The 25,720-nt window shown below is 45.0% G+C and carries 21 protein-coding genes, 2 tRNA genes and 1 pseudogene; 17 read left to right on the forward strand and 7 right to left on the reverse strand.

The annotated features are described in order from the left end of the window. Window positions 1-123 precede the first annotated feature (123 nt). Complete coding sequence (rsmH, locus tag JMX83_RS07250; RefSeq protein WP_227675780.1) at window positions 124-1,155, reverse strand: 16S rRNA (cytosine(1402)-N(4))-methyltransferase RsmH; 1,032 nt, start codon at window positions 1,153-1,155, stop codon at window positions 124-126. 373 nt (window positions 1,156-1,528) lie between these two features. On the opposite strand from rsmH, the gene gltX reads away from it, so the two are divergent. From gltX to JMX83_RS07285, 7 genes are all read left to right on the forward strand, one after another. Further along, window positions 1,529-3,049: a glutamate--tRNA ligase gene (gene gltX, locus JMX83_RS07255; RefSeq protein ID WP_201600109.1), complete on the forward strand. Its 1,521-nt coding sequence runs from the start codon at window positions 1,529-1,531 to the stop codon at window positions 3,047-3,049. Between the two features lie 114 nt (window positions 3,050-3,163). Then, window positions 3,164-3,529, forward strand: coding sequence for a hypothetical protein (locus JMX83_RS07260; protein WP_201600112.1), 366 nt, complete (start codon window positions 3,164-3,166; stop codon window positions 3,527-3,529). Between the two features lie 122 nt (window positions 3,530-3,651). After that, a tRNA-Ala gene (locus tag JMX83_RS07265) sits at window positions 3,652-3,727 on the forward strand. Window positions 3,728-3,875: 148 nt separating this feature from the next. Continuing rightward, window positions 3,876-3,951: transfer RNA gene (locus JMX83_RS07270), tRNA-Glu, on the forward strand. 273 nt (window positions 3,952-4,224) lie between these two features. Then, complete coding sequence (locus JMX83_RS07275) at window positions 4,225-4,878, forward strand: LysE family translocator (RefSeq protein ID WP_201600114.1); 654 nt, start codon at window positions 4,225-4,227, stop codon at window positions 4,876-4,878. 155 nt (window positions 4,879-5,033) lie between these two features. Then, window positions 5,034-5,810 carry a nucleotidyltransferase domain-containing protein gene (locus JMX83_RS07280; protein WP_201600116.1) on the forward strand — a complete coding sequence of 259 codons (777 nt, stop codon included), beginning with the start codon at window positions 5,034-5,036 and terminating at the stop codon, window positions 5,808-5,810. A 78-nt stretch (window positions 5,811-5,888) separates the two neighbouring features. Then, window positions 5,889-6,977 (forward strand): DNA polymerase beta superfamily protein, encoded by a 1,089-nt coding sequence (locus JMX83_RS07285; RefSeq protein WP_201600119.1) that lies wholly within the window; start codon window positions 5,889-5,891, stop codon window positions 6,975-6,977. Between the two features lie 116 nt (window positions 6,978-7,093). Here the strand turns inward: JMX83_RS07285 and acnA are convergent, their stop codons facing one another. Continuing rightward, the gene (gene acnA / locus JMX83_RS07290) at window positions 7,094-9,934 is read right to left on the reverse strand and encodes an aconitate hydratase AcnA (RefSeq protein WP_201600122.1); all 2,841 of its coding nucleotides are present in this window, start codon (window positions 9,932-9,934) and stop codon (window positions 7,094-7,096) included. Window positions 9,935-10,230: 296 nt separating this feature from the next. After that, window positions 10,231-11,271 carry a DUF3025 domain-containing protein gene (locus JMX83_RS07295; RefSeq protein ID WP_201600125.1) on the reverse strand — a complete coding sequence of 347 codons (1,041 nt, stop codon included), beginning with the start codon at window positions 11,269-11,271 and terminating at the stop codon, window positions 10,231-10,233. A gap of 126 nt (window positions 11,272-11,397) precedes the next feature. Between JMX83_RS07295 and JMX83_RS07300 the strand changes: the two genes are divergently transcribed. Both JMX83_RS07300 and JMX83_RS07305 read left to right on the forward strand, forming a co-directional pair. Next, entirely contained in the window at window positions 11,398-12,114 is a 717-nt protein-coding gene (locus JMX83_RS07300) for a metal-dependent hydrolase (RefSeq protein WP_201600127.1), read from the forward strand. A 58-nt stretch (window positions 12,115-12,172) separates the two neighbouring features. Next, window positions 12,173-12,733, forward strand: a complete 561-nt coding sequence (locus tag JMX83_RS07305) for a YchJ family protein (protein ID WP_201600129.1) — start codon at window positions 12,173-12,175, stop codon at window positions 12,731-12,733. Here the strand turns inward: JMX83_RS07305 and JMX83_RS07310 are convergent. The 4 genes from JMX83_RS07310 to JMX83_RS07325 all read right to left on the reverse strand — a co-directional run bounded on the left by JMX83_RS07310 (window position 12,705) and on the right by JMX83_RS07325 (window position 16,540). Continuing rightward, entirely contained in the window at window positions 12,705-14,003 is a 1,299-nt protein-coding gene (locus JMX83_RS07310; protein ID WP_201600131.1) for a PDDEXK-like family protein, read from the reverse strand. The two genes, JMX83_RS07305 and JMX83_RS07310, sit on opposite strands and share 29 nt — an antisense overlap. Window positions 14,004-14,053: 50 nt before the next feature. After that, window positions 14,054-14,974: a class II glutamine amidotransferase gene (locus tag JMX83_RS07315; protein ID WP_201600133.1), complete on the reverse strand. Its 921-nt coding sequence runs from the start codon at window positions 14,972-14,974 to the stop codon at window positions 14,054-14,056. Beyond that, window positions 14,975-15,304: a hypothetical protein gene (locus JMX83_RS07320; RefSeq protein WP_227675776.1), complete on the reverse strand. Its 330-nt coding sequence runs from the start codon at window positions 15,302-15,304 to the stop codon at window positions 14,975-14,977. It lies immediately after the preceding gene. Window positions 15,305-15,376: 72 nt separating this feature from the next. Continuing rightward, window positions 15,377-16,540, reverse strand: a complete 1,164-nt coding sequence (locus JMX83_RS07325) for a homoserine kinase (protein ID WP_201600135.1) — start codon at window positions 16,538-16,540, stop codon at window positions 15,377-15,379. A gap of 185 nt (window positions 16,541-16,725) precedes the next feature. Here JMX83_RS07325 and hisF point away from each other — a divergent pair, with 185 nt between their 5' ends. From hisF to truC, 8 genes and pseudogenes are all read left to right on the forward strand, one after another. Then, entirely contained in the window at window positions 16,726-17,508 is a 783-nt protein-coding gene (hisF, locus tag JMX83_RS07330) for an imidazole glycerol phosphate synthase subunit HisF (protein WP_201600137.1), read from the forward strand. 185 nt (window positions 17,509-17,693) lie between these two features. Next, window positions 17,694-18,215, forward strand: coding sequence for a 6,7-dimethyl-8-ribityllumazine synthase (gene ribH / locus JMX83_RS07335; RefSeq protein WP_058023462.1), 522 nt, complete (start codon window positions 17,694-17,696; stop codon window positions 18,213-18,215). Window positions 18,216-18,430: 215 nt separating this feature from the next. Then, window positions 18,431-19,261, forward strand: a pseudogene (nusB, locus tag JMX83_RS07340) (transcription antitermination factor NusB); the annotation flags it as partial. A 29-nt stretch (window positions 19,262-19,290) separates the two neighbouring features. Then, entirely contained in the window at window positions 19,291-20,322 is a 1,032-nt protein-coding gene (gene thiL, locus JMX83_RS07345; protein WP_201600141.1) for a thiamine-phosphate kinase, read from the forward strand. A gap of 3 nt (window positions 20,323-20,325) precedes the next feature. Next, window positions 20,326-20,931, forward strand: coding sequence for a phosphatidylglycerophosphatase A family protein (locus JMX83_RS07350; RefSeq protein WP_201600143.1), 606 nt, complete (start codon window positions 20,326-20,328; stop codon window positions 20,929-20,931). Between the two features lie 167 nt (window positions 20,932-21,098). Then, a complete protein-coding gene (glmU, locus tag JMX83_RS07355) occupies window positions 21,099-22,475 on the forward strand; it encodes a bifunctional UDP-N-acetylglucosamine diphosphorylase/glucosamine-1-phosphate N-acetyltransferase GlmU (protein ID WP_201600144.1) in 1,377 nt (458 codons plus the stop codon). A 183-nt stretch (window positions 22,476-22,658) separates the two neighbouring features. Then, complete coding sequence (gene glmS / locus JMX83_RS07360) at window positions 22,659-24,503, forward strand: glutamine--fructose-6-phosphate transaminase (isomerizing) (RefSeq protein WP_201600145.1); 1,845 nt, start codon at window positions 22,659-22,661, stop codon at window positions 24,501-24,503. A gap of 180 nt (window positions 24,504-24,683) precedes the next feature. Beyond that, window positions 24,684-25,442, forward strand: coding sequence for a tRNA pseudouridine(65) synthase TruC (gene truC / locus JMX83_RS07365; RefSeq protein ID WP_201600146.1), 759 nt, complete (start codon window positions 24,684-24,686; stop codon window positions 25,440-25,442). Window positions 25,443-25,720: the final 278 nt, after the last annotated feature.

Below are 25,720 nucleotides of genomic sequence, written 5' to 3' on the forward strand. Positions count from 1 at the left end.
TGCTGAGCCTAACAGACAATATTTACAGCTTTTTAACAGTGGCGTAGCGATTAAGACATTTATGCATCATTCAGACAAACAATAGCAATCATATGCGATTTACTCAGTGTTTTCATCCATGATTTATGGCGCGGCCGTCTGCTGATACTCTGTGTCGGTACGAGTTGCCATACGCAACCATGCACTGCGCGCGCGTGGGTTTTGGCTCGTTTCAGCTTTGCTGGGGCCAACGCGTTTAGGTTTGCTAAAGTAACGTGGACGATTGGGCGGCATCGGCAAGTTTTCATCTTCTGGATACTGCCCTTTGCTATGACGCTGCAAAAACTGCTTGATACGGCGATCTTCTAGTGAGTGAAAACTAATGACCGCTAGCTGCCCGTCTGACTTTAAGATAGGAATACTTTGCGCTAAAAAGTCGTCGACATCGCCTAGCTCATTGTTAATAAAAATACGCATGGCCTGAAAGCTTTGCGTGGCTGGGTGCTTGCCGCGCTGCCAATTGGGATGCGCCTCTTTGATTACCTCTGCCAGCTCAAGCGTAGAGTCGTAGCTTTCCATTTGCTTGATAGCGCGCGCAATACGGCGACTATGACGCTCTTCGCCAAACTCATAGAGCACATTGGCCAATGTCTCATCGTCAACCTGCTCAAGCCATTCGGCAACTGACTTGCCACGGCTGGTATCCATGCGCATGTCCACTGCCCCATCACGCATAAAACTAAAGCCGCGGCTACCATCATCAATTTGCGGTGATGAAATGCCCAAATCCGCCATCAAGCCATCCACTTGCGTAATACCCATAGCAGCCAGACTATCAGTCAACGTTGCAAAGCTGTCATGCACCACGCGTACACGGCTGTCTTTACTTGCCAATTCCTGCGCCACGCTAATGGCCGTCGGATCTTTATCAAAGACAATCAGTGTGGCGTCATCGGCAAGTTGACTTAATAGTAACCTGCTATGACCGCCACGACCAAAGGTCGCATCAACGTAGATACCACTTATATTTAAGCCATTTTGGTCGTTATTGCTTTGAGTAGCACTGCCTGTTTGCTTGGGCAAGGATTTTACGCCAAGTACTGCAGCGACAGTCTCTTGCAGTAGCACCGCATCGTGGACAAAATCCAGCTCATTAGACGTGGCAGAATCTTCTATCGACGATTGCAGGTTTTGAGCTGCATCATTTTCTATCGAAGAGGGGCTGATCGCAGGCTTAGGAGCAGCCGCGACTGAAGAATGGTTAGCGTTAGCATTTGACTTAGATTTAGATAGGGACACAAACAACTCAATAGATGACGACCATACTGGCCAGTAATTGGATGAAAATAAACAAGTTATGACTTGCTTAGCATTATTATCGCAAGGATACACGGCTAGTCAAGCACTAGAAGGGCTTTTCATTAAAAATATCACATGTCTCTGTTATACTAGCGCTATATTTTACGCTATTTCTTCACATCGACTTCATATCTTTCATCGCTATTTATACTAATAGCTTATATTGATAGTAAACTTTGAGACTTTTATCATGCACACCTCTACTGACAGCAAGCGCCCTGTACGCACGCGTATCGCCCCATCACCAACTGGCTTCCCGCACGTAGGTACTGCTTATATCGCCCTGTTTAACTTGGCTTTCGCCAAAGCGCACGGCGGCGAATTTATCTTACGTATTGAAGATACCGACCAGACGCGCTCGACTGAGCAATCAGAGCAAATGATTTTAGATGCCTTGCACTGGGTTGGTCTAGATTGGAGCGAGGGTCCAGACATTGGCGGCCCACATGCCCCTTATCGTCAGAGCGAGCGTAGTGATATCTATAAAAAACACGCTGAGATACTCATAGAAAAAGACCATGCGTTTCGCTGTTTTTGTACCCCTGAAGAATTAGATGCTATGCGTGCTGAGCAAATGGCCAATGGCGAGACGCCGCGTTATGACGGTCGCTGCGCACATATTGCTCCAGAAAAAACCGCGCAATTAGTAAGCGAGGGCAAACCACACGTGATTCGTATGCGAGTGCCGACCGAAGGCACTTGTCAGGTACAAGACATGCTGCGCGGTACGGTTGAGTTCCCTTGGACCCAAGTCGACATGCAAGTACTGCTAAAAACCGATGGTATGCCAACCTATCACCTCGCCAACGTCGTCGATGACCACTTGATGGAAATCACCCACGTCATGCGCGGTGAAGAGTGGCTGAACTCTGCGCCCAAGCATCAACTGCTGTATGATTATTTTGGTTGGGAAATGCCAACGCTTTGCCATATGCCGCTCCTACGTAACCCTGACAAATCAAAACTGTCTAAGCGTAAAAACCCAACCTCTATCACTTACTATCGTGATGCAGGCGTGCTGCCTGAAGCGTTGCTCAACTATCTCGGTCGTATGGGTTACTCAATGCCTAATGATGCTGAGCAGTTTACGCTAGAAGAAATGATTGCCAGCTTTGATATTCAGCGTGTGTCGCTTGGTGGCCCTATCTTCGATATCGAAAAGCTAAACTGGCTCAATGCAGAATGGCTACGTGCGCTTAGCCCTGAAGAGCTAAAGAATAAAATCCTTGAGTGGGCCAGCAACAGTGACAAGCTAACCGCTATCGCAGCCGCAATTCAACCACGTATCGAGCTATTGTCTGATGCGGTTAATTGGGGTGGTTTCTATTTCCAAAACCTACCTGACATCAATGCTGAGAGCTTCACTCATAAATCACTCACGCCTGAGCAAATTATCGAGATGCTGCAATTAGCGCTTTGGCAATTAGAAGTCTTGCCAACTTGGTCAGAAGAAAACATTTACGCCACGCTAAAAGGCCTTGCTGCTCACCTTGATATTAAGATGCGCGACTTTATGGCGCCGTTCTTTATCGCGATCGCTGGTAGTACCTCATCAACGCCCGTCATGAACTCTATGGCGATAATCGGTGCTGATATGACGCTGACTCGCTTACGTCATGCGGTTGATGTGCTGGGAGGCCTCGGTAAAAAGAAATTGAAAAAACTTGAGAAACAAGCGGCAGAGTTGCCAGACTTTTTGGCTGCTGAATAAAGTCGTTAAAAACTTATGATATAAAAAAAGGGTTAGATTATTTCTGACCCTTTTTTTCATTATTACTAAGTGACACTACTCTCAGACTATCAAACATCTTATTTGGAACTAAACATGGCTGCCAAAACCGTCACCATAGAAAGTAAAGACTATGTCTTTAATACCCTAAAAGAAGCGCAGAAATACTATGATACCATCATAAAAGAGCTTTTCGAGGCAAACCTTACCCTAACTACAGGTCAGGATTTTGAAGATTTAAAATGGATATATAGCACTTACTGCCGTTACACCAAACATAATCTAGATAAATTAGGCAAATATGACATCATTGGCGTCAAAGGTATCAGAACGATCCGAGAAAAAGGTGGTCAATATGTGCCAACGGAATGCTGCGCGATTATTTTTTCTGATGGTAGCGAAGCAGAGTTTTATACCGATAAAGCGATTAAAGAGATCGCGCTTAAACAAAATCCACGCTAATTTGGGCTTGTTGGACCTTTAAAATAGGCTAAAACGCTTTTTTTTGCATATTTATAAATTATTTTTAAAATAGTTGTTGACAAGACTGCCGCTCTTACATAAAATACGCACACTCTTAGCGAGGGGCTATAGCTCAGTTGGTAGAGCACTTGCATGGCATGCAAGGGGTCAACGGTTCGACTCCGTTTAGCTCCACCATACTTATTTATAGCAACGCTCAGTATTACTGAAACGTAATCATAAATACTCGCTAGTAGGACGATATCAGCACCTAGGCAATGCTTATTTACTAAGCTATCTGATATTGTGAAGTACCGTTGTAACCACTGGTTATAACACTCTATGCGTCCCCATCGTCTAGAGGCCTAGGACACCGCCCTTTCACGGCGGTAACGGGGGTTCGAATCCCCCTGGGGACGCCACTATTCGGCGTCACTTATTAGCACTTTTGCTTAGCATCAGATTAGACTAATAAGCGAACACTAAAAAAGCCCAGTCATCATACGGTGACTGGGCTTTTTTACATCTGTCATTTCTCCAATATGTCTTAACGCTGCTCTCATCACCTTATAGCTATCCGCGCTATTGCCAACCTATCTAATGCTCGCTACTATCTATCTCATCAGCATTTTATACAATATAAAAATGCTCTACGACGTATGAATTTTTGGTGCTATTAAAGTAAGGGATTAGCTATGTTCGGCATTGAAAACTACCTAGGGTTTGTCTTAGCCGCTATTTTATTAAACCTCACGCCCGGCACCGATAGCATGTATATCATCACCCGCAGTGTCTCGCAAGGACAAGCCGCAGGGGTTTATTCTGTGTTAGGCATTACCACAGGTGCTTTGGTACACACATTATTCGCGGCGCTAGGACTGTCAGTACTGCTTGCCAACTCCCCTACGGCTTTTATGCTCGTAAAATATATTGGTGCGGCTTACTTATGTTATTTAGGCTTTAAGATGCTGACGAGCAAAAAGTCGAACTCAATAGCGAACCATTTGTCTAAAGCTCAGAATGTGACTAACCAAAAGGCCGTAGACGGCTGGAAAATCTATCAGCAAGGCGTGTTGACCAATCTATTTAATCCAAAGGTCGCCTTATTCTTCTTGGCGTTCTTTCCGCAGTTTATCGACGCTACTTATGCTTATGGCATGCTGTCATTTTTGATATTGGGACTGACTTTCGCTACCACTGGCTTTATATGGTGCTTATGTTTGGCGCTATTGGCTGCGCGGTTTAGTACACACTTGCGGGAAAATCCCTCTATTGAAACAATGTTAAATAGAGTCAGCGGTATGGTGTTTATTGGGCTAGGGATTAAGTTATTGACTGAGAAGGCTTGAGTAATTTTTGAGCTAGGGTGTGTTGGAAATTCGTCCATAGCAATAACAATCTACCATCCCACCCTAATATATCAAGATTGCTATTTCATCATTACCGCACATCTCCTTTATCCTGTTGTATACTCATTAACAAACAACCGCCGATGATATCTTCTATGCAAAACAACGATACCGATCACATTATTCAAGCCATACAGCAGGTTTGTCAGACGCGGCATATTACTTATCTGCACGCTATTGAAAGTGGCAGCCGTGCATGGGGCTTCGCCTCACCTGATAGCGACTATGATGTCCGTCTGCTGTATTGCCAACCGTCTGACTGGTACTTGAGTTTGTTTGAGGATAAAGACACGTTTGAATTTATCCAAAACGATCTGCTCTCAGTACCATTTGATATTGGTGGCTGGGACATCAAAAAAGCTCTACAGCTACTCTATAAATCCAATGCAGTGGTATTTGAATGGCTGCACTCACCTATTGTTTATGAGCAGAAGACCGATCTAATGGCACACTTGCAAGCATTGAGCATAGACTATTTTCAGCCTATCACCGTGTTTCACCATTACCTCGGTATGGCAAAAAATGCCAGTCATGGTCTCGACCTTAATGCACCTGTGCGCCTCAAAAAAGTGTTTTACTTACTGCGCGCATTACTTGCGGCAAAGTGGATATTAACAATGCATACGCCGCCACCAGTAATAATGATGCAGATGCTTGAGCTAGTCGATCAGAAAGTGCAAACTGAGATATTAACCTTGATTGATATCAAGCGTACGCAAAATGAAAGTTATATACATCAGCTTTCACCAATAATGATCAGCGCGATTGCATCACTACGCGCCAGCATCGACAACCCCACTTTTGCACCTACTACGGCTTCCGATATTGCCCCCTTAAATGCGTTTTATCGTAGCGTTGTACGCTCGATATAACAGTATATGGCTAATATTTAGGTTAAATGGCAACCAATATAGATCACACATTCAATATCAAAAAAAGAGAGGCCCGTTATGCCAGCAGCCCCTTTAACCATAGAACGCCTCAGAGCTGAAGGGATGATTCTATTAGAGTGCGTCTCAGGTAGTCGCGCTTATGGCCTCGCGACCGCCGATTCAGACACTGACATCAAAGGCGTGTTTTATCTGCCAAAGTCTTATTACTTTGCTCGCCACAGCGACTATATCGCGCAAGTCAGTAATCGTAGCAATGATATCGTCTACTATGAGCTTGGTCGTTATGTGGAGCTGTTGCTACAAAACAATCCCAATATGATGGAGCTACTCGCCACACCAGCCGAGCACATCCTATATCAACATCCGCTCATGGCACATTTTTCTGCTGATTGGTTCATTAGCAAATTGTGTCAAAAAACCTTCACAGGCTTTGCCAGTAGTCAAATCAAAAAAGCACGCGGATTAAACAAAAAGATCGTCAATCCGATGAGCCGTAAAAAAAAGTCCATTTTGGAATTTTGCAGCGTATTTATAGATGGGCGTAGTATGCCGCTGAACGAGTGGTCACAAAAAACCGCAACCGATCAGCGCAGCATTGGACTGGCAGCGATGGCAAAAGCGACGCACATGTATGCCATGTATATTGATAAAACTGAGACACTTGGGTTTTCGGGCTTATATCAGCATGCAGATGCCACTCAGCTGCGCCTAAGTGCCATTCCAAAAGGTATGACGCCTATCGCTTATCTGTCGTTTAATGAACAAGGCTATAGTAAATACTGCCGAGACTATAAAGAATATTGGGAATGGGTTGCTAACCGCAATGAAACGCGCTATCAATCTACCATTGCTCACGCCAAAGAATATGATGCTAAAAATATGATGCATACCATTCGTCTGCTTGAGATGGCATACGATATTGCCACGACTGGCAAAGTCATCGTCGAGCGTCCTAATCGTGATGCGTTGCTGAGCATCAAAGCAGGTCAAAGTGAGTACAACGAACTATTGGAGCAGGCTGATCATCTAAGCATCCAGATTGCCACCGCTTTTGAGCGCAGTCATTTGCCTGATGCACCCAATGAGCAAGCAGCATTGTCAGCTTTAGTCACGGTCAGAGATCGGTTGTATGCAAGTACAGATTGAACCTATTCAGCGATATATGATGCTGATATGAAAATCGTAGCGGACACAAAAATGCTCAACCAATCGGCTGAGCATTTTTTATGATACTTACATTCCATATTGAGTATAACTAACTACTAGCCTGCTTCTTTACTCTCAGCAGCCAATTGACGTAGTACATAATGTAATACACCGCCATGTCGCACATATTCGCGCTCTTTTGGCGTTTGTAGACCGACGTTGACCTCAAAGGTTTCTGCCGTTCCGTCAGCACGTGTAGCTGTAACCGTGGCTGTTTTACTCTCGCCATTGTCCAGACCCGTGATGCTCAGAACTTCAGAACCATCTAGTTTATAAGTCTCTGCATTTTGACCGTCTTTGAACGTCAATGGCAACACGCCCATACCAACGAGGTTTGAGCGGTGAATACGCTCAAACGAGCTGGTCAATACCGCTTTTACGCCGAGCAAGATCGTACCTTTGGCTGCCCAGTCACGGCTAGAGCCTGAACCATACTCTGATCCACCAAGTACAACGAGCGGACGCTTATCTTCTTTATACTTCATCGCTGCGTTATAGATAGGCATTTCTTCACCATCTTGTAGCGTAGCGCTATCACCTTTGAAGTAATAGGTATAGCCGCCCTCTTTGCCACCCATCATGGTGTTTTTGATACGAATATTGGCAAAGGTACCACGGGTCATGACTGCATCATTACCACGGCGTGAGCCATAGCTGTTGAAATCTGCTTCCATCACACCGCGCTCTTGCAAGTACTTACCGGCTGGTGAGTCTGGATCGATATTACCTGCTGGTGAGATATGATCGGTCGTAATTGAGTCACCAAACAGACCTAAGATACGCGCGCCCTCAATGTCAGGAATACCTTCTGGCTCCATGGTCATACCATCAAAGAACGGCGGGTTTTTGATATACGTCGATCCTTCATCCCACGGATACAGCTGGCTATCCGCTGAGCTAATGGCGTTCCATGCGGCACTACCGTCGAACACTTCGCCGTAGTTTTTACGGAACATATCAGCGTCGATGTTATTGGCAATCAGCTCGTTAATTTCTTCTGAAGTTGGCCAGATATCTTTTAAGAATACATCATTACCGTCTTGGTCTTGGCCTAGCGGATGGGTCGTCATATCGATATCGACCGTACCTGCTAGCGCATAGGCGACAACCAATGGTGGTGATGCCAAGTAACTGGCTTTGACATGCGAGTGAATACGACCTTCAAAGTTACGGTTACCAGATAGCACCGCTGCCGCTACCAAATCGTTCTCTTCGATGCCTTTTTCAATCTCTTCTGACAATGGCCCTGAGTTACCAATACAAGTGGTACAACCATAACCGACGAGGTAAAAGCCTGTTTTTTCTAGCTCATCCATCAGATGAGTTTTTTCTAGATAGTCGGTGACGACTTTAGAACCCGGTGCGAGTGAGGTTTTGACCCATGGCTTTGCTTTTAGGCCTTTAGCAGCAGCTTTTTTGGCCACTAGACCTGCACCAATCATTACAGCTGGGTTTGAGGTGTTGGTACAAGAGGTAATAGCAGCAATCACTACTGAACCATCACGCAGTTTGTGCTCTTTGTCGTCAATATTAACGCTTGAGAACACATTATTAGCTGGCTGATAGCCTTTACTATCGTCAGTTTCGGTATCAACATCGATGTTTGGTTCGGCTGCCAAGTGTTCCGCTTGCTCTTGCTCGCCGCCTTCTTGATCAAAGCGTACTTTACCTTCGACTTCTGACTTGCGATCTTTGGTCATTTTTTCTAACGTTTCGCCAAACTTCTCATGCATATCAGACAAATTAATACGCTGCTGTGGCAAGTTAGGGCCAGCAAGCGCTGGTTGTACTGACGACAGATCGAGCTCTAGCTTGCTCGAATAAGTCGCCGCTGGCGTATCGGCATCGTGCCATAAACCTTGCGCTTTAGCATATTTTTCGACCAGCTCGATCTGTGCTTCTTCGCGACCTGATAGACGCAGATAATCAATCGCCATTTGGTCAATCGGGAAAATACCACAAGTTGCGCCATACTCTGGTGACATATTAGCAATCGTGGCACGATCAGCTAGCGGCATACTGTGTAAGCCTTCGCCATAAAACTCGACGAACTTGCCAACCACACCGTGTGCACGTAGCATTTCAACGACACGTAATACTAAATCGGTTGCGGTGACACCTTCAGTTAGCTTGCCTTTTAGCTCAAAACCGACCACTTGTGGAATCAGCATCGATGATGGTTGACCGAGCATCGCCGCTTCCGCCTCAATACCGCCCACACCCCAACCAAGCACGCCAATACCATTAATCATGGTGGTATGACTGTCGGTACCAAACACCGTATCTGGATACGCCATCAGCTCGCCGTCAACATCTGCTGCCATCACAACACGGGCTAGATACTCAAGGTTGACCTGATGCACAATACCCGTCGCTGGTGGTACGACAACGAAGTTTTCAAAGGCTTGCTTGCCCCAATGCAAAAACTCATAACGCTCGTTGTTGCGTTTGAATTCAATCTTTTCGTTCAAATCGAGCGCGTCTTCTCGGCCATAAGCATCGACCTGTACAGAGTGATCGACGACTAGCTCGCTTGGGATAAATGGGTTAATCTGCTCAGCCTTTCCGCCAAGCTCGACCACTGCATCACGCATCGCAGCCAAATCAACGACTGAGGGCACACCAGTGAAATCCTGCAATACCACACGCGCTGGCATAAAGGCAATTTCTTTTGACGCCTCAGCGCCTGCATCCCAATTGGCAACCGCTTCGATATGGTTTTTGCCGACTGACTGACCACCGTCTTCGTTACGCAATAGATTCTCTAATACCACCTTCATACAAAATGGTAGTGTTTTGATATGCTCGTAAGTTTCGGTAAGTTTGGGCAGGCTGTAGTAGGCATGTTCCTTGCCCGCAACTGAAAGGGTGTCTTTTACATTAAAAATATCACTCATGATAGCTTCCTTATCGTTGTTATAAATCCTAGACATAAATTATTATAAGTTTATGTATAACTGGTGGCTCAATAGATGATCGATATATCTTTAATCAGCAGAGCAGTTTAATAAAACTGTCTGATATGACTTTGTGTTAACAAAAGAGATAACCATTTCTTTCCTGTTTAACAGAAACGTCCTTTTACCATAACAAACATATGAGGCTTTGTTAACGTCTGGACGTTGTCAAATCGTGGCACAATCGTAAACGTAACAAAGGTTTGGCTAACCAATCTTGAGTGACTCATTCCTATTTATTTTTTATTTTTCTGACGACGTCCACTGCGGAATACATAGCTGTCTTCATAAAACTCAGTATCGGTATTTTCTGCCCAGAAATGCGGCACACCTAAAATCGGTAATGGCGCAAGCTGGCGCGGTGTCACGTCATCTTTTGATAATAATGTGTCGATGTATTCGGCAACTTTGTCATCCAAAAAACGTATACGCTCAGCTAATGGTAGGGTAAAGAAACTTTGCGTCACGTGAATGACAATGCTGTGCGCACATAAGGGTTTGCGCGGCTGTAGTAACTGCTCTAGCAAGGCATGCCCAAAGATATAGACTGCGGCTTGAGCACTGCTATTAGATTGTATTGGGCTATCCCATTTAGCACGGGGTCTCACCAAACTTGCCTGCCAGTCGAAATCAACCAATGCCTCACCGATACTAGGGTCTGCCGTGACCAGCATCGCCCCATTCTCATCAAACACCGTAATAGTGTCGCGCACACGCCCTCGGCGCTCACTGATGCCTTGTTTGGCGATTTCCAGCATGTGGTAATAATTCAGCACCGCTTTGGTCTTGGGAAACGTCAGCCAGATACTGCCGTTAAATAAGTCATGCAAGTTATCACGCGTCGGAATGTTGCCAGTTGTGCCGATGAAATGCTCGTAAGCCTCCCCTTCAGGCAATGCATTTTGTGAGACGAACTGTAGCGTTTGAGGCGTTTGGTTATGGGTAGGTTTGGTCTGCGGTAATGGCTGCTCTAAATGATTGGCCTGCTGCTGCATCGCCGTTTTTAAGACCTTGGCAACCGTGTCAGGCGTACTGATGTCAGAAGCATTTACATACTGCTCATCTAAACTATCCGATTCACTTAAGCTATTCTGCTGACTTGGCCTACTGAGATGCTCAATGCTGTTGCTGAGGTAATGTAGTTGAACGATATGTGACAACCATGGTGCTTGCCAATCAATCTCAGCAAAGCTGTTATCAAGCTTGCCTTCTATAACAGGCGAGTGGTCGGTACAGGTATCAGAATCAAGTTTGGCGGGTAAATCATTGGCAGGCATAGAAGCTCTCTCTTACAGGCTATCTCTGTTAGACGTATGGACGGTCTATGGTATCATGGTGCGCTTTTTTACAGCTAGATGCACCGCTCGAAAGGTCTTTTTGAGCGCTATGGATGAATGAGTTTTATGGCAAATTTTAATACCCACCTAAATGTCGCTTTTATGGTAAGCGGCACCCTGAGTTTGACGGTTTATAAAGCAGGATTGATTGATGATTCAGGGTTTTTAGTATGCGTGGCGCTTGGTACCATCGGTGGATTGCTGCCAGATTTGGATTCAGATAACTCAACGCCGATTAAGCTGGGTTTTAATATCACCTCGTTTGTCTTTGCCTTTGGCTTGGTCATGCATTGGCGCAGTGATTTGAGCTTGCTCGCATTGATCGCATTATGGCTGGTGGGTTACGGTTTTATGCGTTATGTGGTCTTTCATATTTTTACCACTATGACGGTGCATCGCGGCGTTATCCACTCTGTGCCTTATATGGCGATACTTGGACTGGGGTTAACCTGTCTAAGCTATTATGGTCTGCATCTACCGCTGACGACCAGTTGGTTTTATGGTCTGTTTTTATTTGGTGGCGCGATGGTGCACTTATCATTGGATGAACTGTATAGCGTCAATCTGTCCAATATGAAAATGAAACGCTCATCAGGCACTGCGATGAAGTTTTATCAGCCAAAAGACAAATGGTGGTATCTGCTCTTATATACTATCCTTGCACTACTGGTATATGTTGCCCCGCCCTTCGAGATGTTTTGGTCACGACTGAGCGACCCTTCCGCATGGGCGCAGCTCAAAGTCGGTATATTGCCAGAGTTAATAAAGAGTATGCTGCAATAAAGTTATCATGAGACCATTAAGCATAAACGAATAAGCCCAAACGAAATTAGAGTCAAACATGCAATCTTCCTTACCCGTATGCCCTTGCCAGATCAATCCATTATCAGACACAAACTCGCCGCTCTCTTATCAAGACTGCTGTCAGCCCTATCATGATGCTTTTTATAATGAAGAAGTAGATGGTATAAAAGCGGAAACAGCCGAACGGCTCATGCGTACGCGCTATAGTGCATTTGTGCTCGTGAAACCAGAGTATATTGTCAAGACCACAGTACCTGCGCAGCAAAGCTTGCTTGACTTTGACGCGATTGAAAGCTGGGCTAAAGAGACAGATTGGGCAGGATTAGAGATTGTAGAACACACGCCAAAACTTGGCAAAAGACATGCACAGGTTGAGTTTAAGGCATATTTTAATGCCAGAGATAATGCAAATGATTTAGCAGAAAAAATACAGGCGCATCATGAACTATCTACTTTCGTAAAGGTAAAAGACAAGACTAATAATGATGCGCGTTGGTACTTTTTAGACCCGACGGTTGCGATGGCGGTGACGCAAAAGCAGCCGTGTATTTGCGGATCTGGTGAGAAATTTAAGCGATGTTGTGGGATGTATGTGTAGCCGACTGAACATCAATAAGCCCTAAGCTTTTGACATTTTCAATAAAAGACACAATCTCATTGGTAGTTTGTTCAATCCAATTATCTCTGTCGTCTTTACCAACCAATTTATATAAATTGCTTGGTTTTTTAAAATTTATTGGCGTGTTCGGCAATATATTTACGCCTAAAAACCATTTACTATCACTCATACGTCCATTTGGATATAGGTTACTCATTCCACCTGCCAAATCGATGAGAGAGCTTGGGTATTGAAGGCGCATCGTATTTTGAGAAATAGTCATACCGTAGTAAATGTTTTCATTAACTTGTATAAAGCAATGAATATCATATGCCTTTACCGTACCAATTTTGCAGTGTATCCCATATAGCTTCGAAGCATTTCTGGGCTTATAGTAATGCTTGACCGCTACTCTAAAATCGCATACTTGTAATTTCTTATCGCAAAATTCAAAAGTATAGCCTTTTGCTTTCAAAGCCTCTTGTAGACCTTCCCACACTTTCTTTTGCAGGTCAATTTGAAAGCTTACAAAAGACTCACTCAGCTCGTGCGCCAGTTTAAAATTGTCTTTTTGGTATAACAATTCAATATGTGCTTGTTTCATTTTTGCCGACCTTGTATCACCAGTCAATTTTCCAACCAATCTTCTGTACTGTAACAGCGTGTGCTCAATATGCGGATATTGTTTTGCCTCAGCAATACAAGCATCTAACCAATTTGCAATATCCTCTTTATAGCTGATTTGCGCAAAATCAATATCTTTTAAATTCCCTTTACCATAAGCACCAACTGGATCGCCATATTTATTTAAATATAAGATATAAATATTTTTTGGTTTATAACCTATATTTTTATAAGCTTCATAATAGCGTTGTAGTTGTTTTTCTTGATCCGAAGCGTGGATTTTATTTTCAATAACGATGATGTTTTCATGATTCTTCAAAATAATATCTATCCGACCAGAATTTTTGATAGCCACTTCAGTTTGACACATATAGTTCTGATTTGGACAAAGCGGTAGACGTTCCCAGTCTTGATTTCCAACAGCTACGTTCACTACTTGGTCGATAAATAGTTTTTGAAAGGCATCCATACCATGGCTACCTGTTGGACTTAAAAGCTCCGCTAAAAACTTAGAATGTAGACCCACTTCTTCATCATCTCTTCTTAAAATGGAGAATACATTGAAACCATATTTTGTATTGAATGCTTCTTCTGTTGATGCCTGATCAATTTTTTCTAACGCTTGAAAAAGATTATTGTAGACCATAATCGCTCGTTACTTTTCATCGATGTTAATATTGACTGCTACACTTATTCCTAAACACTCGCCCCAACTTCCCGTGCAATGGCAATGCCTTCGTCCACTGTTAAAAACTTGCGCTGGCTTGGACTGTCTTTATAAATGACATCACCATCTTGAAATATTAAGCATTCATTGACAGCCAACTGTTGCCATTTCTCATTTTCAGTCAATGGCACAGTGACCAAAATCGTGACTTTATCTGTGTCTGTGGTCACATCACCAAAGTTAATCGCCATATCATCATCAGCAAGTTTGGCTTCACCAAATGGCGCTTTACGCGTGAGATAAAACAGTAAGCTGCCCGCATAAGCCAGTTGCCACCTGCCATTGGATATTAAGCAATTAAATAACCCATTGGCAGAGAGATAGCGACATTGCGTAGTCAAAAAATTAAACAGGGTCTTGTCATCAGGACGCGATTTAAAGCTGCTTTTTAGACGATTGACCAAATAGCAAAACGCCATCTCAGAATCAGTTGAACCGACTGGCTGACAATGCGCGGCATTGCCATTGTCTTGTAAGCGCTGACAACGTTTGATAAATTCGCTATTCATCTGTCCATTGTGCGCAAACACCCACTGCTCGCCCCAGACTTCACGGACGAATGGATGGGTATTTGCCAAACAGTTCTGCCCTTGAGTCGCTTTACGAATATGCGCGATGACGTTCATGGCTTTGATTGGGTAATTATTGACCAAATCAGCGACTGGCGATAGATGGCTTGGACGATTATCATGAAACAAACGCAAACCCGTTGAGTCATTTGCCGTCTCATCGTTCGTTTTGTCATTATTGCTGCATTCGCTGCGCTCAAAAAATGCAATGCCAAAGCCATCTTCATGACTGTCCGTCATCCCGCCGCGCTTGCGAAATCCTGCAAAGCTAAAGCCAATATCCGTTGGGGTATTACAGTTCATTCCTAAGAGTTGACACATTTATAAAGTACCGCCGTTATTGTCGTCTATTATTGAATTGCCTTGAGTAGCATTGCTTTGATTGGCAGATAGCGCATCAAAGTCAGCATCACTCATTTCATCAAGCAAAGCGGCACCATCAGTTGGGATGGTATCCAAAATGCGTTGAGCTTCTACCAAGTCGGTGTCTTCTACCCACAGAACGATACCAGAGTTCATACCAGGGATCGCGCTGAGCGGCTGCAAGGACACAGTTATGCCGTTATTACGTAATAGATTGGCATGCAGCTCGCCTTGCATATTGGTATCAAAGCGCGCCAGTTTGTGCCAGTTATCAACTTGATCGGTCATGGGGTCGCCTCTAAGGTTTCGGTACTAAAATTAGTACTAGCATTGGTACTAGAATAAATGAATCAGCAATGCTTACGATAATTGATCGAGCGTATATTCTTTGATTGCAAACTCACTACTATTTAATTTTTCTTGTGCTTGCTCAGCTTGGGTAATACTGCTAAACACGCCGACTATTTGATTGTCTGGTTTGTTTAATAGTACAAATACGGTATTTTGCGATTTTTCAACATGCGCCCAATGGTAAGCGGCCAGACGTTTCATCAAGTCAGGGTTTTTGACCATGATGTTATCACCAGTACGGCCTTCTGTACGGTTGTAGTGAATCACATTTAGGCGTAATAACCAGAAAATCACCGCAGCTTTTGCCAGCATAACAGGTAGTGCACGGTTTTCGTCGTTATTTAGCGGGCGGATCGATTCATAACCTTGTAAGAATGCTGCCATTTTACTGCGGTCAAAGTTAACGGATTCGCCTTGCTCTGCAACGCCCCACGTGGTACAAAAATCATTGATAGTAATGGCAATATCCATCACGTAATGCTCGACACTGACTTCGGTGAAGTCTAGTAGACCTGTCAAACGCGCTTCGCCTTTTTGTAGATTCCATAAGGTATTGTCGGCAAACATATCTAAATGGCACAGACCTTTTGGCAAAGTGGCTAGTGGTAATTCTGAATAAGAGCGCCAAATATCGCTCATCAGCTTGGCTTCGTCACCTGGCATGAACTGCATTTCACGGTCACGCACGTCGCTCCATGGATACAAAGGCACGCCGTACTGCTCGCTGGGTTGCAGTGCTTGGAGTGTCTCATGCAGCATCGCTAATGCTGCGCCAATATCATGACACATCGCTTGCGTGGTTTGCTCCGGATGTGAACCTGCTAGACACGGCACTAGCGTAATCGCTTTGTCTTCATAATGGATGACATAGCGTTTATCATCGCCATCCGTTTGCGAACCAGTTGATTCAATAACGGCTAGCGGCGCGGCGACTGGTAGCTTGCCATTTAATTGATTGAGGATAACGGCCATTTTTTCGATATCAGCGGGCGGACGCTCTTCAAATAACGTAAACACGTAAGAGTAGGTGCCATCTACATCGTCAGTCGTTTGAATAAACCAGTTTGAGTTTTTAATACCTTGAGTGATCGGAATCGCGCGGGCAAACGATACGCCAAAGCTTTGGCAAAAGGCGGCAAACTGGTCGTCGGTTAACTGGGTATAGACGGACATGACATCTCACTTATAGCAATTGGATAAGAAGTTAAATAGGATAAATTTCTGCGGTAATGACAGCAATTGTACCGCGCATGATAAAACGATGGTGAAAAGCGTAATAATCTTGCGAAAACCTGCCTGAAATAGCAGTGATTTTGCTAGACTAGCGCCTATGAATTGATTATAAGGTGAAAGACCCTATGTTAGCAAAGCGTATCATTCCTTGCTTGGACGTTGACAATGGCCGCGTGGTCAAAGGCGTGCAGTTTGTCGATATCAAAGATGCAGGCGATCCTGTCGAAGTCGCCCGCCGCTACAATGAACAAGGCGCTGATGAGATTACTTTTTTGGATATTACTGCGACCAATGATGAGCGCGATACTACCTATCATACGGTCGAGCGTATGGCTGAGACGGTATTTGTTCCGCTGACTGTTGGCGGCGGCGTGCGTAAAATCGCTGATATCCGCAATTTGCTCAATGCGGGCGCAGATAAAGTGGCAATTAACTCAGCTGCGGTATTTACGCCTGAGTTCGTCGGTGAAGCGGCACAGAAGTTTGGCAACCAATGTATCGTTGTGGCCATCGATGCCAAACGCGTTGCTGATATCAACGTCGATGGGATTACTGTGCCGCGTTGGGAGATTTTCACTCACGGCGGTCGCAAGCCAACGGGTATCGATGCCGTCGCTTGGGCGAGCAAAATGGCTGAACTGGGCGCTGGTGAATTACTAGTCACTTCGATGGACGGTGATGGCACCAAAAAAGGCTATGATTTGGCATTGATGAAGCAAATTACGAGCCGCGTCAATGTGCCTGTTATTGCCTCAGGCGGTGTTGGTAACCTGCAACATTTGGCAGAAGGCGTACTAGAAGGCGGCGTCGATGCCGTACTTGCCGCCAGTATTTTTCACTTCGGTGAGTATACGGTACAAGAGGCCAAAGAATATATGGCAGCACAAGGGATACAGATGCGTCTTTAGTACGCTCGTAATATACAAATAAAACCCAAAAAAATGCTATCATAGCGCTAACCATTTATTTTCGTTCAATTAACTAGAGCAACGCCAAAATAATAGGCGGCTAAGTCGATTGAGCGCATCAGACTATTTAGCTATTTATTGACGCCTATATTTCAATTGAACGCTTATTAAGCAAAGGATTTTTTATGTCGAATTTACAACAGCAGCGCAACGACGTGACCCATATCGATGGTAACTTGCATCAGAACGCTGACGCTCGCATTGGTATCGTTGTTGGTCGTTTTAATGGTTTTGTCGTTGAGTCATTGGTCGATGGTGCAATCGATGCCCTACTCCGTCATGGTGTATTGGGTAGCAACATTACCGTTATCCGCGTTCCTGGCGCATTCGAGCTGCCACTTGTGGCCCAGCGCGCTGCGGAGTCTGACCGTTTTGACGCGATTGTGGCATTGGGTGCAATCATCCGTGGTAGCACGCCGCATTTTGATATTGTAGCCAGCGAGTCGGCCAAAGGTTTGAGCGCTGTGGCAATGGATTATAATATCCCTGTTGCCAACGGTATCATCACTACTGATAGCATCGAGCAAGCTATTGAGCGCTCTGGTACTAAAGCGGGCAACAAAGGCTCTGAAGCTGCGATGGTCGTATTAGAGATGATCGCTGTTTTATCACAGCTAGACATCGACGACGATATCGATGAAGCATAAGCTTTAAAGCCCAAATTTATTAGTTTAACTGGTGCTGCTATTGAGCAATAGCAGCACTCCATAGCACAAGCCAGCTATCAAAATAATTGGCTATTTTTTGAATTTTCGCCGTATTTCTATACCCTTTAAAATTTTGAATAAACAAAGCTAAAAAGCTACTTTGTTATTTATATTTTGACTGGGTATCATCTCAAAAATTTAGGTACAGACCCCCTATGACTGACCAACTCAAGCGCGCTATCAGCGCTGCGAAAACCGCACAAGCCAATCAAGCTGAAGCTACCCGTATAGCGAGCAGTAGTGCAGGTGATCAAACCTTCGATATGAGTGAGTCTTCTTATAAGACCAGTCACACTGCTATCCGTAAGGCGCGCCGCTTTGCCATGCAAGGTCTATACGAGTGGCTCGTCACCGACCGCCGCTTTGATGTAGATGGCAAGCTTGGCTGGAAAGACAATGCACCGCATGATATCGCGGCACGCACGCGCGCAACCAACGCTATGCACACCGTCCATATCGGCTACTATCACGAAATGATGCGCGATATCCCAGAGCAAATTGAAGCGTTAGATGCGCTTATCAGTCAGCATCTCGATCGTGAGGTTGATAAATTAGATACGGTTGAACATGCTATTTTGCTCATTGGTGCGTACGAGCTACAAAACCGTATGGAGATTCCATATAAGGTTGTGCTTGATGAAGCAATGAAGCTAAATAATCACTTTGGCGCGACTGACGCTCATAAATTGATCAATGCGGTACTGGATAAAATGGCTGGTGAGCTGCGTGCTTTAGAGGTACAAGCAGATACCAATGCCAATCTACGTACGTCACAAAAAGTGGCGGCTAAACAATCTGAAGCAAATTCGGCTGAAGTAACGGTGGCTGACAATATCGAAGCGGCTGCTGAAACAGAAAGCGCGATCGATAATGCACCGACTGCATCAAATAAGCCGCGTATCAGCGCCAACAAAGCCAATGTCAAACGCAGTAGTGCCAGTAAAGCCAGTGCCAATATCAGTGACTTCAAGGCGAGCAAGAAAAACGCTAACGATACTAAAGACTAAGACTAGCCATGAATGAGTTTGAGCTGATTGAGCGTATATTCTCACAGATGCAGGCCACGCATGCGCCATTAACGGGTATCGAAAAAGGTATCGGTGATGACGCGGCTGTGATGGCATTGCCAGCAGGATCACGCTTGGTTAGCTGCATTGATACATTGGTTCAAGGCCGTCACTTTCATGCTGACTTTGCACAAGTAGATAAGCTTGCGTTTGAAATTGGTTATAAAGCTGTCGCGGTTAATGTTTCAGACATTGCAGCGATGGGTGCGACGCCGCATAGTATTTTGCTAGCGTTGGCATTGCCTGAGCGTCTAGCAAATCATGAATGGCTCACGACATTTGCCAAAGGATTGTTTCATGCCTGCCAGCTGTTTGGCGTGACGCTGATTGGCGGTGATACTACCCGTAGCGAGCGCCTAGTGCTAAGTGTCAGTGCGCAAGGGTTGCTTGCCGCAGGTACACCAGCTGTTTATCGCTCAGGGGCACAAGTTGGCGATAAAATCTATGTCTCAGGCACCCTTGGTGATGCCGCTTATGCGTTACAAAATCCTGACAGCGCACAAGGCATAGAACTGGCGCATCGCTTGCACATGCCGACGCCGCGCATCGCTTTGGGTGCAGCATTAGCAGGAGCTGGTGCCACATCGATGATCGATATCTCTGACGGTCTTTATCAAGATCTTGGACATATCTGTCAGCAAAGCTCAGTTAGTCTGCGTATTCATTTAAATCAGTTACCGAGTAGCGAGTCACTAGCCACAGTAGAGTTATCTGAGCGTTTGTTATGTCAATTAGCGGGCGGCGATGACTACGAATTGGTTTTTACCTTGCCTGCACATATTGAACCACCTGTTACCAATACGCCTGTCACTTGTATTGGAGAAGTCGTTGCGCTCGCAGATTTTATTGCGACAGACGCCAAATCGCCTCATCACTCACGTCTTGAACTGTTTTATCAAAATCAGCCAGTCACACCGACTCAATCTGCACCCTTCTCTACGTGGCCCAATCTCACCGGTTATCAACATTTCACAGGCTAATCCATGACTGATCAACACCTATCTAAGCCTGATATCCGACAAGCAAATGACTGCCCACCTCTACCAGTCGGTGCCAGTATGCTTGACCGCATGGTTTATTGGCTCGGACTAGGTTTGGGCAGCGGCCTACCTCGACGCGCACCCGGCACATGGGGCACGGTTGGTGGTCTGATTGTGGGTGTGCCGCTCATGAGCTTGGGTTTTATCCCTTTTTTAGTGCTAACGATTTTATCGTGTTTGGTTGGTGTTTGGATTTGCGGGCGTACGTCTGAGTTGATGCAGGTACACGATGATCCGCATATTGTGTGGGATGAATGGGCTGGCATGTGGATCACCTTATTGCCATTATCTTATATTCTGTCCTATGTATTTCCTACGTCTGAAAGCACCGTATCGATAATGATGCTGCCGATGTTTTGGGGCTGGCTACCGACCGCTTTTATCCTGTTTCGCGTATTTGATATTTTAAAGCCGCCACCGATTGGCTGGGCAGACAAAAAGGTTGCGGGCGGCCTTGGGGTAATGTTGGATGACATTATTGCAGGGATTATGGCAGCAGTGATTTGGCTGATTATTTATATCATTGTGATGATGTTTATATCTTTTTGATATTGCTCCGCGGAAATAATTACTTCGGTTTAGTCTTCTTGCTCATTTGATTTTGCTTGCTTAAGTTTTGGGTACTCAAGTTACAAAGCCTGCACGTCATAATTTTTTATGTGCAAGTTTTTACGCTATAATTCAACATTATATTTTGTTACATTTGTAGGCTTATTATGACATCTCCTCTTTCTGTAATTATTTTAGCGGCCGGTAAAGGCACACGTATGCAGTCGGCAAAGCCAAAGGTTTTGCAGACCCTAGCTGGTAAGTCATTGTTGGCCCATGTATTAGATACTTGTCATCAGCTCACTGTTGATGAAACCATCATTGTCCATGGTTTTGGCGGTGATCAGGTAAAATCAGAGATTACCAACCAATATACACAATCGACGTTTACTTGGGTTGCTCAAACTGAGCAGTTAGGAACGGGTCATGCGGTCAAAGTAACACTGTCTGATTTACCGAAATCAGGGCAAAGTCTCATTCTGTATGGTGATGTGCCATTGGTCAGCTGCCAGACATTAGCTGCTTTAAAAGCTGCCAATACCGATGGTATGTCTATGCTGACATTGACTGTCGATAATCCGTTTGGGTTGGGTCGTATCAAACGTGACCAAAACGGCAATATTGAAGCCATCGTTGAGCAAAAAGATGCCAATGCTGACGAGCAAAATATTAGAGAGATTAACAGTGGTATTTACTGCGTAGACAATGCGCTACTGCACAAATATTTACCTGAGCTCTCTAACAATAACGCGCAACAAGAATATTACCTCACTGACATCGTCAAAATGGCCGTCGCTGATGGTATTACGATTGCGGCGATTGAGCCTGAGCATACGTTTGAGATTGAAGGGGTTAATAACCGCCAACAACTCGCAAGTCTGGAGCGCACGTGGCAACGCAAGATAGTCGCCGACCTACAAGAAGCGGGCGTTCAATTTGCCGATCCCACGCGCGTGGACATTCGCGGGTCGTTGACTGCCGGACAAGATGTATTTATTGACGTCAACGTGGTCTTTGAAGGCGACTGCACTTTAGGCGACAATGTCTATATTGAAGCAGGCTGTGTGATCAAAAATGCCCAGATTGGTAATGCTTGTTATATCAAGCCTTACTGTGTGATTGATCACGCTAACATTGGAGCTGGTGTCGACATAGGACCTTTTGCACACTTGCGTCCTGATACGGTATTGTCTGACAACAGCAAAGTCGGTAACTTTGTAGAGATTAAGAAATCAACAATCGGTCAAGGTAGTAAAGTAAATCACTTGAGCTATATCGGCGATGCAACCGTTGGTGCCAATGTCAATGTTGGCGCAGGCGTGATTACTTGTAACTATGACGGCGTCAACAAGTCGCAGACTATCATTGGAGACAATGCCTTTATTGGTTCCAATGCGAGCCTAGTCGCGCCAGTAACCATCGGAGATACGGCTACCATCGCTGCAGGTTCTGTCATTACCAAAGACGTTGATAGTAGCGCTCTAGCATTTGGCCGAGCTCGTCAGGTACAAAAAAATGACTTTCAACGACCGACTAAAAAATAACTGATTTATCGAAAGTTTGATCAATCGCCGTCATACTTGAGTAAACCTAAGCAGTACGGCAAACTTGGTGGTACTGCTTCATCATACTTTTGAGCTAATAACTGAGCATTGGTAGCTAACGACACTTACTAGTCTTATACCATCATATATTGAATTATTAAAAAACAAATTTAAGGAAAAGCCATGTGCGGAATCGTTGGCGCAGTTGCTGAACGCAATATTGCGAATATCTTGCTTGAAGGTCTTAAGCGTCTAGAATATCGGGGCTACGATTCGGCTGGTTTAACTGTCATTCGTGATGGTGAATTACATCGTGAGCGTCAAGTGGGTAAAGTACAAGCGCTGGTCGATGCTGTCTCTATCAATCCAGAATTTTTTGATGGTAATATCGGTATCGCTCATACCCGCTGGGCCACTCATGGTGAGCCTGCACAGCGCAATGCACATCCGCACGTATCTGGTAAGATTGCCGTCGTCCATAATGGCATCGTCGAAAACTACGCTGAGTTAAAAGAAGTGTTAATAGCCAAAGGCTATGTATTTACCTCACAGACCGATACCGAAGTGGTAGCGCATCTGATTCATGACATCTATGAGCAAACCAATGATTTGCTAGAAGCGGTACGCGCAGTGATTCCTAAGCTGCATGGCGCGTTCGCCCTTGGCATCATTCACGTGGACACACCAGATGAGCTGGTCACGGTACGCTTAGGCTCGCCTTTGGTCATCGGTGTTGGTATTGGTGAAAACTTTATCGCCTCAGATCAACTGGCACTACTGCCTGTCACCAACCGCTTTATGTACCTAGAAGAAGGCGATATTGCCAAATTGACCCGTGACAGTATTAAAGTCTATGTCGATGGCGAGGAAGTCAGCCGCGAAGTGCATGAAATCGATGCCAAGCAGCACAATGCTGACAAAGGTGAGTTTAAGCACTATATGCTCAAAGAAATCTATGAGCAGCCAGATGCAGTCGCTCGTACGCTTGAGATGGCCATTGATAATCGCCAAGCGTCAACCTTACGTGATGACTTTTTAGCACGAAATGAAGCGCAGTTATCAGGCGTACAGCACGTACAAATTATCGCCTGTGGCACTAGTTATCATGCAGGAATGGTTGCTAAATATTGGTTTGAGAGCTTGATGCGCCTATCCTGCTCTGTTGAGGTTGCCAGTGAATTCCGCTATCGCAATCCTGTGGTACTCGACAACTCGCTGGTGATTTGTATCTCTCAGTCTGGTGAAACAGCCGATACCTTATCAGCCCTGCGTGACATCAAAAAACAAAACCCAGCAGGCCTTGTGAGTCTAGCGCTATGTAACGTGCCTACCTCATCATTGGTTCGTGAGACAGACATATTCTTGCCAACTCTTGCAGGTCCTGAGATTGGTGTGGCATCGACCAAAGCCTTTACTACCCAGCTGGTCGCACTCATGCTATTGATCTTAAAAACAGGCGCAGTACAGCAGCGCATCGACAGCGCAAACCTAAGTACTTTACTTGGCGAGCTACAAAAGCTGCCCGGTCAACTCTATGCCAGCTTGCACCTTGATGCTCCGATCAAAGCGATGGCGGAGCACTTCGAAGATAAGAAAAGCTGCTTATTTTTAGGGCGCGGTCTACAGTTCCCTATTGCTCTAGAAGGCGCATTGAAGCTCAAAGAAATCTCTTATATCCACGCTGAAGGCTACGCCGCCGGTGAGCTCAAACACGGTCCGCTAGCGCTTGTTGACAAGGACATGCCAATCGTAGTGCTGGCACCCAAAGACAGTATGCTCGATAAGCTCAAAGCCAACATGCAAGAAGTACATGCCCGTCACGGCGAGCTGTTCGTCTTTGCTAGTGAAGATAGCCAAATCGTTGCTGAAGACCGCCTACATGTGGTATATGTTAAAGCAGTTTGCGAGACGCTTGCCCCTATCGTCTACAGCGTACCCGTACAGCTACTGTCTTACCATGTAGCAGTAATGCGTGGTACCGATGTCGATCAGCCGCGTAACCTTGCCAAATCAGTAACGGTGGAATAATATAAGTTATTGATTTTATTATAATTTTCATTAATAAATTACCCATCATACTATTGTGTGACGATTCATCCTTTGCTATCTTGTATCAACGAGATGGCAAAGGATTTTTTTTGAATAACGAAATAAGAAACTATCCATCATTTATATGGTTCTAGTCTCTACAGTATAGGCATTGAACACATGGAAATCGAAAGCGAAAACGCTAACCAAATAGACATCATCTACGAAGATGAACATCTGGTGGCGATTAATAAAGAAGCGGGGCTGCTGGTGCATCGTAGTTGGCTGGATAAAGGCGAGACGCGCTTTGCCATGCAGCTCACCCGTAATGCAGTCGGTTGTCATGTCTTTCCTGTGCATCGGTTAGACAAGCCGACATCAGGTGTGTTGTTGTTTGCCAAGAGCTCAGCGGTGGCGCGCAGCCTGACTGAAGCCTTTACTGAACGTAGGGTTACCAAGCAGTATTTGGCCGTGGTACGCGGTTTTATGCCAGAGCAAGGGACGGTCGATTATGCGCTTAGCTTTAAGCCCGACGCAATCGCGGATAAGTTTGCCAATGTGGACAAACCCGCGCAAGAGGCGGTGACTCACTGGCAAAGTTTGGCGCAGATTGAGCTGCCATTTGCAGTGTCAAAAAAGCATGCCACCAGCCGCTATAGCCTTGTGCGCTTGACACCCGAGACGGGACGCAAGCATCAGCTGCGTCGGCATATGAGACATGTATTCCATCATATCATCGGTGATACCAGCCACGGTGATATACGGCACACGCGATTTTTTCGCACTCATTATGACTGTACGCGCATGCTCTTACATGCTCAGACGTTGGCGCTCAGCCATCCGGTCACTGGTGAGCCATTATTGCTAAAAGCAGGATTGGACGATCAATGGATGCGTATCTTAGAGGAGTTTTCTTGGGTAGAGGATGCTGAGAATTAAGTTCCTAGGGAGGACTTAAAAACGTGACTGGAGGCTAATAATATCAACGTCTTAACTCGCTGAAATAGTCACAGTGTGCTTACCATACATATTCTATTCATGATTAGTGCGCTATACAGACATCGACGGTTTTTCAATAACAGATGTTATAGTAAAAAATTATTAAAGTAGATCAGCATAAAAAAATGGTTGACCTACAATCTTATGTTAGATGATAAAGGCTAATAAATTTAATGAGAGATAACCTAGAAAATACTAAGCCAACACAGAAAAAGTCA

It is taken from the genome of Psychrobacter piscatorii (assembly GCF_904846415.1).
Lineage (GTDB): Bacteria > Pseudomonadota > Gammaproteobacteria > Pseudomonadales > Moraxellaceae > Psychrobacter > Psychrobacter piscatorii.

Excerpts from the sequence above, each read along its gene's own strand:
- JMX83_RS07285 (WP_201600119.1), top strand. The coding sequence starts at position 5,889 with ATGCCAGCAGCCCCTTTAACCATAGAACGCCTCAGAGCTGAAGGGATG.
- hisF (WP_201600137.1), top strand. The coding sequence starts at position 16,726 with ATGTTAGCAAAGCGTATCATTCCTTGCTTGGACGTTGACAATGGCCGC.
- gltX (WP_201600109.1), top strand. The coding sequence starts at position 1,529 with ATGCACACCTCTACTGACAGCAAGCGCCCTGTACGCACGCGTATCGCC.
- JMX83_RS07305 (WP_201600129.1), top strand. The coding sequence starts at position 12,173 with ATGCAATCTTCCTTACCCGTATGCCCTTGCCAGATCAATCCATTATCA.
- thiL (WP_201600141.1), top strand. The coding sequence starts at position 19,291 with ATGAATGAGTTTGAGCTGATTGAGCGTATATTCTCACAGATGCAGGCC.
- glmS (WP_201600145.1), top strand. The coding sequence starts at position 22,659 with ATGTGCGGAATCGTTGGCGCAGTTGCTGAACGCAATATTGCGAATATC.
- JMX83_RS07325 (WP_201600135.1), bottom strand. The coding sequence starts at position 16,540 with ATGTCCGTCTATACCCAGTTAACCGACGACCAGTTTGCCGCCTTTTGC.
- JMX83_RS07310 (WP_201600131.1), bottom strand. The coding sequence starts at position 14,003 with ATGGTCTACAATAATCTTTTTCAAGCGTTAGAAAAAATTGATCAGGCA.
- glmU (WP_201600144.1), top strand. The coding sequence starts at position 21,099 with ATGACATCTCCTCTTTCTGTAATTATTTTAGCGGCCGGTAAAGGCACA.
- JMX83_RS07260 (WP_201600112.1), top strand. The coding sequence starts at position 3,164 with ATGGCTGCCAAAACCGTCACCATAGAAAGTAAAGACTATGTCTTTAAT.
- JMX83_RS07315 (WP_201600133.1), bottom strand. The coding sequence starts at position 14,974 with ATGTGTCAACTCTTAGGAATGAACTGTAATACCCCAACGGATATTGGC.
- ribH (WP_058023462.1), top strand. The coding sequence starts at position 17,694 with ATGTCGAATTTACAACAGCAGCGCAACGACGTGACCCATATCGATGGT.
- JMX83_RS07295 (WP_201600125.1), bottom strand. The coding sequence starts at position 11,271 with ATGCCTGCCAATGATTTACCCGCCAAACTTGATTCTGATACCTGTACC.
- JMX83_RS07275 (WP_201600114.1), top strand. The coding sequence starts at position 4,225 with ATGTTCGGCATTGAAAACTACCTAGGGTTTGTCTTAGCCGCTATTTTA.
- JMX83_RS07320 (WP_227675776.1), bottom strand. The coding sequence starts at position 15,304 with ATGACCGATCAAGTTGATAACTGGCACAAACTGGCGCGCTTTGATACC.
- JMX83_RS07300 (WP_201600127.1), top strand. The coding sequence starts at position 11,398 with ATGGCAAATTTTAATACCCACCTAAATGTCGCTTTTATGGTAAGCGGC.
- acnA (WP_201600122.1), bottom strand. The coding sequence starts at position 9,934 with ATGAGTGATATTTTTAATGTAAAAGACACCCTTTCAGTTGCGGGCAAG.
- JMX83_RS07280 (WP_201600116.1), top strand. The coding sequence starts at position 5,034 with ATGCAAAACAACGATACCGATCACATTATTCAAGCCATACAGCAGGTT.
- truC (WP_201600146.1), top strand. The coding sequence starts at position 24,684 with ATGGAAATCGAAAGCGAAAACGCTAACCAAATAGACATCATCTACGAA.
- JMX83_RS07350 (WP_201600143.1), top strand. The coding sequence starts at position 20,326 with ATGACTGATCAACACCTATCTAAGCCTGATATCCGACAAGCAAATGAC.